The following is a 12,114-nucleotide window of genomic DNA, read 5'->3' on the forward strand; positions in this document are numbered from 1 at the left end:
CAGATGCCCGGAGAGCGTCCCCGGACCGGTGAGAACCCTGCCTTCGCGGAAGCGGAAGACTTCGGCAAAGGCAGGCGTGACCAGCGAAAGCCCTGGCTGTATCGTCAGAAATCGACCTGAACGGACCCGAAATACTGGCGCGGAGCCCCGAGAACGACGGACTGGTAATCTCCGCTCATGGGGAAACCATTCTGCCCCATTGTCGAAATGTAGTGCTGATTAGTCAGGTTATAAACGTTGAAGTCGAGACTGACCCGCTTGAAAACCGATGCGCCGGCAGTCCGGCCGATCAGGCTCGTCAGGTTGTAGCGGACGCCGGCATTGGTCAGCCAGTAGGACGGCACTTTTTCATCGCCGGTATAGCTGAGATTGCGCTGACCGATGAACTGGGTGTCGACATGCACTTCGGCATCACGCCAGCGATAGGAGATCTGCCCTTTGTACATCAGACGCGGATAGGCGACGACCTGCTGGCCTCTGGTGGCGTAGGTAACGATTCCGCCTGTCGTTGTCTGCGTCACGTTATCGGAATATGTCGCGTGATTGTAGCTGATGCTGCTGCCGATCTGAAGTCCCTTAACAGGTCTGAGGACGATCCCGGCATCGACGCCGTTCATCGCGACATTACCGACATTGCTGATGACAGTGTAGGGATTATTCGGGTTTCCGCTGGAGATCTTCTGAAGCCTGTTGGAGAAATCCGTATGGTAAGCGTAGACGTTTCCGTCGATGATGCGGGAGTTGTAACGATATCCGACGGCGTAGTTCCAGTCCGTCTCCGAGGTGATGCCGCCTCTGGAAGCGTCGAAGGCGGCCTGAGTGGTGGCGAAGGGAGACGTGCCGCTGTTATAGCCTGATACTGGCAGGACTTTTACGTTATTGGCGACGTCGAAATAGACCTGATGACCGGGGAGAAAGCTCCACTGGCCGCTGATATGGGGCAGGAAAGGCTTGGCGGTGGTCAGACCGTCGCCACCGGCGATGGCTGTTGTGCGGGTATAGGGCTCCCAGTTTGCGAGCTCACCGACACGGGTGGTGTTCAGCACCGAGCGGAAGCCGAAATGCAGCGCGACGGTATCGATGGGACGGTACGTATCCTGCAGGTAGGCGACGAAGGTGTTCGTGTTGAACACCTGCTCGTATTCGCGCTGATAGGCGGAATCCAGATGAAGCCCGTCCACGGGTCTTGCCGCGCCGCTGAGCACGTCTTCGAGCAGCGGCTCGTCATAGGCCCGCTTATCGGCGTTGAAGTGGGTATTTTCGTACCAGACACCGCCATTGATTTCATTTCTGGCAATTGTATAGGTCAGGGACGACAGCAATCCGAAACGTCGTGTGGTGGGAATGGTCGCCTGCTCGACGAAGGGAGCGCCGGTTGTTGATTCGAGCAGCGGGCTGGTGACGGTACCGACCTCCCAGGAGCGGTGGCCGTAAAAGGTCGTGTTCCAGCGCAGGCGGTTCGTCAGGGCGAGATCGGCGGTGACGCCGCCGAAATACTGCCTCTGGCTGCCGGCGCCGTCATAGAACGAGGCGGTATAAGGGCTTTGCAGCTTCTGATAGGCAGCCGGAACAGCACCGCCCGGCCGGCCGTTCTGAGCCAGGGCGAGGCGGTAGGCTGTCTCATAACCGCCCGGCGTGCCAAGAAGGTTATCGATATAGTAGCCGCCGTTGCGGAACATATTCATGCTGTAGTCCTGATAGTTCTGCATCTGCTCATCGGCGTAATTGAAAAACGCCGTGATGCGGCTGTCATGACCGATCGGATGAATGAGTTTTGAATTCACCTGCTGCATGAACTGATTCTGCCCGCCGCGCCATTTGCTGGTGTCATTGCGCATATAGGACACCCAGAACCGGGTTCCCTGCTGGTTCAGATCGCCACTGTCGGCGCGGACGAAGGTATGGAACATGGCATTGCTGCCGAAGGTCTGATTGATGGTGGCGCCGGCTTTATGTGAGGGATCACGCGAGACGAACTGCACGGTGCCGCCGAGATTGCTGATGCTGGCCGCGCCTTCCGATCCGGCGGAGGCGGAGACGTCCATACGGGAGATATTCTCCGAAGAGATAGCGGCGGACGGGCTGAGGCCGTTGGAATTGCTCCACTGCTGATCGCCCAGCGGCATGCCGTCCAGGGTCATGCCGATCTGGCTCTGATCGAAACCGTGCATGAGGAAGGACTGGCCCCAGAGATTGAGGCCCTGCGGGTCACCGGAATTGTACATGACGCCAGGCAGAACCGAGAGTGCCTTCAGCGCGTTGGTGCCGGGAACATAGTTCGCAATCGTTGCCGCGGTGACGGGCGTAACGACCCAGTTGGCCTGACGTTTCCCCTGGATGCTGACCGACTCTTCCCCGGATGACCTGATGGTCCGTGCCTTTCCATCATGAACCTGCCCATCATGAGCCTGCGTGGAATTCCGGACGTCCCTGTGCGGAGCGCCGGACCGGGACGGTTTCCCGGCGTGGCCGGTTGTCGAGGCTGTATCCACAGATTCACTCTGGTCTGCGGGTTTCCGGTCCGCGGCTTTAGCGGAAGGCGACAGAATGACGAAGGAGAGCGCCAGCGCCGTTGTGCCGGCGAGATACGCGGGAAGAGTCCTGTCCACCATAGGCTCCTGTGTGAGCTGCCTGTTTAATTAAACGATTCATTTCTGTGTTTATTTCACTATGAATCACAGCGAATCGTGCATTATGGTTCTTTATGCGGCAACATATAACTAGTCAATTATGTATTATAATTGCTCAAGCGTGAGTTTTTGAACTTGTATGAATCGTTGAATCGGATTAGGTCCGATTCACAGGCGTTGTTTTCAGTCCGCCGGTATTTCACGCGCCGGGTGTGAAACCTCCCGGCTGATGCTGAATGTTCCGGAAGACTGAGGCCTGTGTGACCAGGAGATGTATGGTGCTGAAACGGAATCAGTCAGTGGAACAGGAACGCGCCGCGACGCTGTGGGGCGAAACGGCTCCCGCAGGATATAACGCTGTCATTGCGGAGTTTACGCCGCTTCTGGAAGAGATCCGGGCTCAGTCCCTCCGCGCGGAGGTGGAGCGCATCCTGCCGTTCGGGCAGATCGCGCGTCTGAAGGAGAGCGGACTGACGGCGTTCACAGTCCCCGCAGAGTTCGGCGGCCTCGGGCGTCCGCTGCATGAACTGTTCTCGCTGGTGGTGGATCTGGCGACGGCGGATTCCAACGTGGCCCAGGCCCTGCGCGCGCATTTCGGCTTTATCGAGCAGCTGCGGTGGGAGGAACCCTCCGCTTACACGGAACGCTGGCTCCGCCGGCTGGGCCGGGGTGAGACGGCCGGCGCGGCGGCGGCTGAAAAAGGTGCTGAGCGGGACCGGTTCGCAACGACGTTCTCTCAGAAAGACGGGCACTGGGTCATCAATGGCAGCAAGTTTTTCACCACGGGATCGCTTTACGCGGACTGGCTGACAGTGACGGGGTCGACCGAAGACGGAGAGACGGTCAAATGTCTGGCGGCGCGCAGCGATCCGGGTCTGGAGATCGTGGATGACTGGGACGGCGTCGGTCAGAAGCTGACGGCGAGCGGCACGGCGCATTTCCGGGACGTCCGGGTCGAGGATGACGAACTGCGTTACGGTAACACCGGTTTTTCGTATTCGCAGGCATTTTTCCAGCTTTATCACTTGGCGACGGTGGCGGGCATCACGCAGGCGGCGGCGCTGGACATCGCGCGCGCGGTTCGCGAACGGAAGCGCGGATTCAGCCATGCCAATCATGCTCTTCCGGCGCATGATCCGCAGATTCTCGAAATTGTCGGCCATGTCGCCTCGGCGGCGCATACGGCGCGGGCGATTGTCCGTCATGCGGCGGAGGCACTTCAGGCGGCGGCGGACAGCCGCGAAGGAGATGAGCGCGGACCGGCGACCGTAAAGGCCGAGCTGGAAGTCTGGCAGGCGCAGGAAATCATTTTCCCGCTGACGCTGAATGCAACGTCTCTGCTGTTCGATGCGCTGGGCGGAACAGCGACGCTGCGTGTGGCGGGGCTGGACCGTTACTGGCGGAACATCCGCACGATCGGGTGTCACAATCCGCGGGTGTACCGCACCCGGGTGATCGGGGATTATCTGGTCAACGGCGAACCGCCACCGGGACAGTGGCGCGTCGGGACGGTCTGAGGGCCGGATTACGCAACCGGGCAGCCGGTTTCCGTCATGCTGAAATTATGAGTCATGCTATGTCATATCAGGCAAAAAACCAGGCGCCGATCATTCTGAATGCCTTTACGATGGCGACGGTCTCACACCTCAATTACGGTCTGTGGCGCCATCCCCGCGATCAGACATATCGCTACACCAGCGTCGAATACTGGGTGGAGCTGGCGCGGTCGCTGGAACAGTCCGGATTCGACTGTCTGTTTATCGCGGACGCGCTCGGACAGATCGACGTCTATGGCGGCAGCCCGGAGGCGTCGCTGCGGCATGGCATCCAGTCCCCGCTGATCGATCCCCTGCTGCTGGTCTCCGCCATGGCGGCCACGACCGAAAGGCTGGGATTCGGGATCACGCTGTCCACGACCTACGAACATCCTTATCTGGCGGCAAGAAAGTTCTCGACGCTCGATCATCTGACGAAAGGGCGGATCGGCTGGAATGTCGTGACCTCGCAGCAGGAGAGCGCGGCGCGGAATCTGGGACTGACGCATCAGGTGCCGCATGACAAACGGTATGATGTGGCCGACGAGTTTCTGGAGGTGACCTACAAACTCTGGCAGGCTTCCTGGGAGGATGATGCCGTGATCCGGAAAAAGAATCTGTCGGACAGCGTCTATACCGACCCGGAAAAAGTTCACCCCGTCGCGCACAGGGGCGAGTATTTCACGGTGCCGGACGGTCATGTGACGGAACCGGGGCCGCAGCGCGTGCCGGTGATCCTGCAGGCGGGCACCTCCCCGCGCGGTTCGGATTTCGCCGCCCGTCATGCCGAGGTTGTGTTTGTGGTAGGGGCCGGCGCGGACGGGGTGCGAGCCAATGTGCGGCGCATCCGCGAGCAGGCGGCGCGTTATGGCAGGCGGCCGGAGAATGTGAAATTCATCACGGCTGTAGCGGTCGTGGTGGCGGAGACGGATGAGGCCGCGCAGGAGAAATTCGCCGAGTATTACGGGTATTATGATCCGGTCGGGTCGATTATTCATTACTCATCAATGACCGGCGTGGATTTTTCAAAGACACCACGGGACAGCGTGCTGCGTTATCAGCCGACCGAAGCGAGTCAGTCCGTTCTGAAGCAGTTTGATCCTTCGGTCAGCGGCCGGCAGTGGACGCTGGACGACGCGGCCAATCCTGAGGGCAGTTTTGGACGGGCGCGCACCTTTGTCGGCTCGGCAACGACGGTCGCGGACCAGCTTGAGCAGTGGCTGGACGAGACGGAAACCGACGGGATCAATCTGATTCAGCTTGTGAATCCGGAGAGTTTTGCAGATTTCGGGCGTCTGGTGATTCCCGAACTGAAGGCGCGTGGGCGTCTGCGGTCATCCGCCGGTCCGACGCTGCGCGAAACACTGTTTCCCGAAAACGGCACGGCGCGGCCGCCTGCGGATCATCCGGCGGCGCGTCATGTCTGGTCCGAAAAGAAAGAAGTGGCCTGAAGGGGCATGTGACCATGACGGCGCAGGCACAGTTCGCGGGCAGAAGCCCTTATGATTTTTCGTTCCAGTATCTCGGGCTTCTCCTGTTCATGATCGGTGACGGGGTGGAGGTCGGATATCTCTCGCCCTTTCTGGTGAAAAGCGGCCTGACCGAGCATTTCGTGGCGCTGGTTTTCACAGTGTACGGGCTGGCGGCGGCGGTGTCGGCCTGGGGATCGGGCGTGCTGTGTGACCGCTTCGGCTGCCGGAAGGTGATCCTTTCCGGCATTCTGCTCTGGGTCGTGCCGCAGATCCTGTTTCTGGCCGTCGCGGTTCCGTCTCATTCCGCATGGCAGATCCTGCTGACCTACGGCGTTCGCGGTTTCGGATATCCGCTTCTGGCCTATGGTATTCTGACGCTTCTGGTCCGCGAGGTGCGCCGGGAGCAGCGCGGGCTGGCGTCCGGTCTGTTCTGGTTCTGCTTCACCTGCGGTCTGCCGACGCTGGGAACGGTGGTGGCCGGTGCGTCCCTGCCCGTATTTGGCGAGTACGGCACGTTCTGGGTAGCGTTTCTGGCCGTGATTCTTGGCGGCGGCCTGTCTCTGGTGCTCCTGCGGGAAGAGGCACCGGGTTCCGCCGACGGGCATGTCTCGCTGCCGGCGCCGCGCGACCTGCTCGGGGTCATCAGGGACAATCCGTCCCTGGTACTGACCTGTGTCGTGCGGGCGATCAATTCCAGCGCGACACACGGAATCATCGTGTTCATGCCGTTTTATTTCATGACCACACTGGGGCTGTCGAACGCACAGTGGCTGCGGTTTCTGGAGACGATTTTCGCCAGCAACATCGTCTGCAACGTGTTTTTTGGGGCGCTGAGCGACCGGTTTTCCTGGCGCGCGACGATCATGTGGGTAGGAGGCGTGGGCAGCGGCCTGGCCTGCCTGCTGCTCTACTGGGTGCCGGCGCGGTTCGGGCATGTCTCGCCTGCGGCGCTGTATGGCGCGGCGGCGTTTTTCGGGCTGACGCTGGCGGGGTATGTGCCGCTTTCAGCCCTCGCCCCCTCCCTGCTGCCGGAGCGGAAAGGGCTGGCGATGTCCTTTCTGAATTTCGGCGCGGGGTGCAGCGTCTGGCTCGGGCCGCTGATCGTCTATGTGTTTCAGCCCTTCATCGGTGTCGCCGGCGTGCTGTCCGTCTATGCGCTGCTGTTCGTGATCAGCGGTGTTCTGGTTCATTTCATCAGACTTCCGCAGGAGGTCGCACCTTCTCCGGTGCGCGATCTGCCCTCCTTTGCATTTTCTCCCGCACAACGCTGAAAAAGGAATAATCCGGTCATGTCGGAGACTCTTACGAAATCACGTCTTTACACGGAGAAAGCCGGAGCGCGGCTCGGAGCGGTTGTGCATGGCATCGACGCCCGTCAGCCGCTGGATGAGGAGCAGAAGGAGTTTCTGCGGAAAGAGCTTGTTCGCAACAAGGTCATTTTTCTGAAGAAGCAGTTTCTCGATGACGCGCAGCATGAGGCGCTGAGCCGTGTGTTCGGAGAGCCGATCCTGCACCCGACGATTGCCGCGCCCGAAGGCACGAAATACACATTCGAGCTGAAATCACGCCATGGACGCTCGACGGATTCCTGGCATACGGATGTGACATTCGTGCCGGATTATCCGAAGGCGTCGATCCTGCGGGCGATTCATATCCCGCCTTATGGCGGCGGGACGATCTGGGCCAATACGGCGACGGCGTATGACGATCTGCCGCAGCCGCTGAAGAATTTCGCGGATACGGCCTGGGGTATCCATTCCAACGATTATGACACGAACTATTACAAGTTCGACGGCAAGAAAGGCGAGATCGCGGCGTTCCGGGCCGAGTTTCTCTCGAAACTGTTTGTGACCGAGCATCCCGTCGTGCGGGTGCATCCGGAAAGCGGGGAGCGGACGCTGGTTCTGGGGCATTTCATTATCGGGCTGGACGGGTTTCCGACCCGTGAGGCGCGGGCACTGGTGGAAATTCTGCAGGGCTATATCACGCAGGTCGAAAACACCGTGACCTGGCGCTGGGAGGAAGGGGATGTCGCGATCTGGGATAACCGCGCGACCCAGCATTATGCGCCGGCGGATTTCGATCAGCAGCGTCGTGAACTGCGGCGGATTACGGTGAAAGGGGATGTTCCGGTCAGTATCGACGGCAGACACAGCAGTTTTGTCAGCCGGCCCTGAGGACCCGGCGCGCCGCCCCTCTGACCCCGATCTGTTCAATAAACCCGGGTGCAGGGAGCCGCGCTCCCTGCCGGGTGCGGGCAGAGCCCGCGGACAGAAGTCACGGCCGGGTAAAAAGGCGTTTGTATACCCGGTAAATAAAGGTGCGATGGCTTTTCGGGGCTTTGCCCCGAACCCCACAAAGGGACACGGTCCCTTTGATCCCGGTCTGTCTCCTGCTCGCACGACATAAAAAACGCCCGGAGGGATAACCTTCCGGGCGTTTTCTGATTTCGGCGCTCAGCTCAGAACGTCTGACCGGATGCGACTGCGGGGACGACGCGGCGCGTCGCCGGCGCGGGGCGTCCGGGTGTTGTTTTTAGCATCGCCGGAGCTTTTGAGAGCCGGGGCGGCAGACAGTTCGGCTTCCAGCTGCGCGATGCGTTTACGAACGCTGTCACGCAGGGTGGCGGCCGTATGGGACTTCATCGACGCCAGGGTTTCCTTGAGGTCGCGAAGCTGTTTCTGCTTCTCGGCAAGGGAGCGGCGGATCGGCTGGTTGTCCGAAAACTGGCCGTGAAAAGCACGCATGATTTCAAAACCCATTCAGGCAGGACAAAAGGTGAAGATCCCTTATATGGGACCAGATCATGAACAAAAAAGAAAGAAACAGTGTTTTCCGACACGCTTTAAGGAGCTCTGATCCTGCCGATCAGGTCTCGCCCGCATGTCGGGTTTCGGTCTGTTTCCGGAGTGTGACGCTTTTCAGGAAAGGCCCGGCTAACCGGGCGTCGTATTCCTGCGGACGATTGTCCCTAAAGCATCAGCCAGAGCCGCGCATTGCGGATCGGTGCCGATCGTCACCCTGAGCCAGGACGACGTTCGCGGGCCTTTTAAGTGGCGCACGATAATCGCCCTTTCTCTCAGCGCGGCAGCCACCATGGCTGCGTCGCGGTCAGCATGCCGAACGTAAACAAAGTTGGCACAGGAAGGCAAGACCTCAAATCCAAGCTTTGTCAGCGCGTCCGTGAGAGAGGCCCGCGTCGCCATGACTTTCGCCACGGACATGGCGAGCCACTCTTCGTCCTCAATCGCCGCCAGCGCCCCGGCCTGGGCCAGGCGGTCGAGCGGATAGGAGTTGAAGCTGTCCTTGACGCGCACCAGAGCCTCGATCAGATCGGGGTTGCCAAGTGCGAATCCGACGCGCAGCCCGGCCAGAGCCCGGGATTTGGAAAGGGTCTGGACGACGAGCAGATTCGGGTAGCGCTCGATCAGCGGGATGGCTGATTCGGCGCCGAAATCGACATAGGCCTCATCGATCAGAACCACCCGGTCCGGGTGACTGGCGAGCAGGTTTTCGATGTCCCCACGGCCAAGAGCAATCCCTGTCGGCGCATTGGGATTGGCGATGACGATTCCGCTGTTGGGAATGGCGTAATCTTCCGGATGAATCCTTAGTGAATCATCGACGGGAACGGTCCGGAAAGGCAGGTCGTACAGGCCGCACCAGACCGGGTAGAAGCTGTAGGTGACATCCGGGAACAGAATCGGGTCGCCGTGGCTGAACAGGGCCTGGAAAGCGAAAGCAAGGACTTCGTCGGAACCGTTGCCGATAAAGACATGCTGCGCGGTCAGGCCATGACGGCCGGCAATGGCCTCGCGCAGAGCGAGGGATTCCGTGTCCGGATAGAGCCGGAGGGAATCACCGGTGGCCTCCCGAATGGCGGCGAGAGCTTTCGGAGAGGGGCCGTACGGACTCTCATTGGTGTTGAGCTTGATGATATTGGCGATTTTGGGCTGTTCGCCAGGAACATAAGGCGTCAGACGGTGGACGAGCGGGCTCCAGAAACGGCTCACATCGTGTCTCCGAGCAGGGTGATCATCTCCGGGTAGCCCTGCGCCCGGGCGAGATCGCGCGCGCTCTGGCCTTCGCCGTCTTTCAGAGCGGGGTCAGCGCCTGCCTCCAGCAGAAGACGCGCCATGTCCCGGCGGCCGAACATGGCGGCGAACATGAGCGGCGTGCGGCCGACATCGTTGGCGGCGTCCACGGCCGCGCCGGCCGCGAGCAGCATTTTCGCGAGTGCGGTGGTGCCCTTGAACGCAACGCCGGCGAGGGCCGTGGCGCCCTTGGCGTCGCGCTGGTCGATGGCGGCGCCGGCGTTCAGCAGGACGCGGGCAGTGTCCTCATGGCCGTTATAGGTGGCGAGAATGAGAGCGGAGTGACCCTTCTCGTTGGCGAGATCGGGACTGAGGCCGGCGGCGATGAATTCGCTGACCAGGTCGGTCTCCCCGTCACGGGCTGCATTCAGGAACAGGGCCTCGACCTCGGCCTGGTCGAACGTTCTGTCTTCCTGGTCTGTCATGGGACTCTCCTCTTATTGCGGTCCGGGACCGGGGTCCTGGGGAGCTTTTTTCTTACGGCATCCATGGCGTCTTGCGAAGCGGCCTGACCCGGATGTGTGATGCGCCGGCATCGCGGGCAGCGTTCCGTCTTCCTTCGCCGGTCCGCCATACTTCAATATTGGCATCGTTTTGCCCCCGGTTCATGATGAGCGCCATAACCGGGGCGGACAGGAATGACGACAGCAGCAGCCGCGACACTCACGGAACCCGACGCCCGACCTCTCTCACGCCTGCATCTCCGTCTCCTTCTGATCGCCGGTCTGGGCTATCTCTTCGACGGCATGGACGGGTCCGCGCTGGCCTTCTTTCTGCCGGTCCTGCGCGCCGAATGGCACCTCACCGCCTGGCAGTCCGGCTGGATCGCCTCCAGCACGTCACAGGGTTATCTGATCGGCTCGCTCGCCGCCGGATTTCTCGCCGACCGTTTCGGTCGCCGCCGGATCATGATGACCGCTCTTACCATTTACTGTGTCGCCTCCTGCCTCAGCGCCCTCCAGCACGACTGGAAACCCTATTTCGTCCTCCGCGTCATCTGCGGCATCGGAACCGGCGCCGAAGCGGTGGTCATCATCCCCTACATCGCCGAATTTCTGCCACCCCGGAAAAGAGGCGCACTCTGCGGCGCCGTCGTCGGCTTCTACGCCTTTGGCTACACCGCGGCGGCCGCGCTCGGTCTGTTCGTGGTCTCCGCCTCGCCGTCCGGCTGGCGGATCGCCTCGGTCATCACAGGCCTGCCCGTGCTCCTCCTCCTCTGGTGGCGACGCGCGCTGCCGGAATCGCCGCTCTGGCTGGCGCGTGCCGGCCACGGAAACCGGTCCGGGCGAAACCGGGCCGCACAGAGAAAACCAGCAGGGGCGCAGGCGCCTGCTATCCCTGCCAGGTTTCAGGGCGGCCCCCTGACATCCCTCCTCACCGAAACCCCCTGGCGCGGAAGACTCCTCACAGCGGTCTCCGTCTGGACCTGCCTGTTCTTTTCCTTCTACGGCTTCTTCGCCTGGCTCCCCTCCCTGCTGATGACCCACGGCCTCGCTCTCTCAAAGAGCTTCGGCCTCGCCTTTCTGATCTTTTCCGCTCAGATCCCCGGCTATTTCATCGCGGCCTGGCTCAACGGTGTGATCGGACGGCGTCAGGTCATGATCGGTGCGCTCAGCTTCGCCGCCCTCTCCGCCACGGGACTGATCGCAGCACCGACCCTGCCGCTCATGATCGCCTCCGCCATGGGCCTGTCCGCCGGACTGAACGGCGCCGTCGCCGGACTCTACGCCTATATGCCGGAACTTTTCCCAACCCGCATCCGGGCAAGCGCCATGGGACTCTCCTCCGGCATCAGCCGCATCGGCGCCATCGCCGGTTCCATGGGCGCCGGGCCTCTCGCGGCGTGGGGCGGCACCACCCCTGTCTTCACGACAATGGGCGCCGCGCTTCTTCTCGCTCTGCTTATCCTCGTTTTCATTGCCGGGAACACCGGCGACGGGCCGCTGCCGGAAGAGGTCTGACTTTCCGGCTGGTCAGGATGCGGCGGCGTTCTGGTCGAGACGGTCGAGCAGGGCCGCGTGTTCGGCACCCCAGCGGTAAAGCATCTCCAGAGGCTCGACGAAGGCCTGGCCGAGGCTGGTCAGGCGGTATTCGACGGCGGGCGGCATGACCTCCATGACCTCGCGTTCCACCAGGCCGAGATGTTCGAGTTCGCGCAGGGTCTGTGTCATCATCTTTTTCGATAGGCCGGGAATGCTGCGCTGAAGCTGACCGGGGCGGGAGGCGCCGCCGCGCAGGTGCAGGGTGTGGAGGATCATGGTGGTCCATTTGCCGCTGAACAGGCGCAGCAGGCGGCGGGGGGCGCAGTCTTCCGTAAACGGCGGCTGGCGGTACTGATCGGGCAGCGGGGCGAGGGTCATGCGGGGCTCCTGGGAACCTCTGG

10 protein-coding genes are annotated in these 12,114 nt (G+C 61.4%); 5 read left to right on the forward strand and 5 right to left on the reverse strand.

All coding sequences use genetic code 11. The features are described from left to right. Positions 1 to 104 precede the first annotated feature (104 nt). Complete coding sequence (locus GOB93_RS10020) at positions 105 to 2,612, reverse strand: TonB-dependent receptor (protein WP_242010682.1); 2,508 nt, start codon at positions 2,610 to 2,612, stop codon at positions 105 to 107. A 293-nt stretch (positions 2,613 to 2,905) separates the two neighbouring features. On the opposite strand from GOB93_RS10020, the gene GOB93_RS10025 reads away from it, so the two are divergent. From GOB93_RS10025 to GOB93_RS10040, 4 genes are read left to right on the forward strand one after another with little or no spacing between them, the layout of a single operon-like run. After that, complete coding sequence (locus tag GOB93_RS10025) at positions 2,906 to 4,147, forward strand: acyl-CoA dehydrogenase family protein (RefSeq protein ID WP_173583365.1); 1,242 nt, start codon at positions 2,906 to 2,908, stop codon at positions 4,145 to 4,147. Positions 4,148 to 4,206: 59 nt separating this feature from the next. Next, positions 4,207 to 5,616 (forward strand): LLM class flavin-dependent oxidoreductase, encoded by a 1,410-nt coding sequence (locus GOB93_RS10030; RefSeq protein ID WP_173583366.1) that lies wholly within the window; start codon positions 4,207 to 4,209, stop codon positions 5,614 to 5,616. 14 nt (positions 5,617 to 5,630) lie between these two features. Beyond that, positions 5,631 to 6,908: an MFS transporter gene (locus GOB93_RS10035; RefSeq protein ID WP_173583367.1), complete on the forward strand. Its 1,278-nt coding sequence runs from the start codon at positions 5,631 to 5,633 to the stop codon at positions 6,906 to 6,908. A gap of 18 nt (positions 6,909 to 6,926) precedes the next feature. Further along, on the forward strand, positions 6,927 to 7,814 hold the full coding sequence (locus GOB93_RS10040) for a TauD/TfdA dioxygenase family protein (protein ID WP_173583368.1): 888 nt from the start codon (positions 6,927 to 6,929) through the stop codon (positions 7,812 to 7,814). A 279-nt stretch (positions 7,815 to 8,093) separates the two neighbouring features. On the opposite strand, the gene GOB93_RS10045 is transcribed toward GOB93_RS10040, so the two are convergent. From GOB93_RS10045 to GOB93_RS10055, 3 genes are all read right to left on the reverse strand, one after another. Beyond that, positions 8,094 to 8,384 (reverse strand): hypothetical protein, encoded by a 291-nt coding sequence (locus GOB93_RS10045; protein WP_173583369.1) that lies wholly within the window; start codon positions 8,382 to 8,384, stop codon positions 8,094 to 8,096. 189 nt (positions 8,385 to 8,573) lie between these two features. Further along, complete coding sequence (gene hisC / locus GOB93_RS10050; protein ID WP_173583370.1) at positions 8,574 to 9,650, reverse strand: histidinol-phosphate transaminase; 1,077 nt, start codon at positions 9,648 to 9,650, stop codon at positions 8,574 to 8,576. Continuing rightward, entirely contained in the window at positions 9,647 to 10,156 is a 510-nt protein-coding gene (locus tag GOB93_RS10055; RefSeq protein WP_173583371.1) for an ankyrin repeat domain-containing protein, read from the reverse strand. Before GOB93_RS10055 ends, hisC begins: the two co-directional genes overlap by 4 nt. 213 nt (positions 10,157 to 10,369) lie before the next feature. Between GOB93_RS10055 and GOB93_RS10060 the strand changes: the two genes are divergently transcribed. Next, on the forward strand, positions 10,370 to 11,692 hold the full coding sequence (locus GOB93_RS10060; RefSeq protein ID WP_173583372.1) for an MFS transporter: 1,323 nt from the start codon (positions 10,370 to 10,372) through the stop codon (positions 11,690 to 11,692). A 12-nt stretch (positions 11,693 to 11,704) separates the two neighbouring features. On the opposite strand, the gene GOB93_RS10065 is transcribed toward GOB93_RS10060, so the two are convergent. After that, on the reverse strand, positions 11,705 to 12,091 hold the full coding sequence (locus GOB93_RS10065) for a winged helix-turn-helix transcriptional regulator (protein WP_173583373.1): 387 nt from the start codon (positions 12,089 to 12,091) through the stop codon (positions 11,705 to 11,707). Positions 12,092 to 12,114: the final 23 nt, after the last annotated feature.

It is taken from the genome of Acetobacter musti, from assembly GCF_011516835.1.
Lineage (GTDB): Bacteria > Pseudomonadota > Alphaproteobacteria > Acetobacterales > Acetobacteraceae > Acetobacter > Acetobacter musti.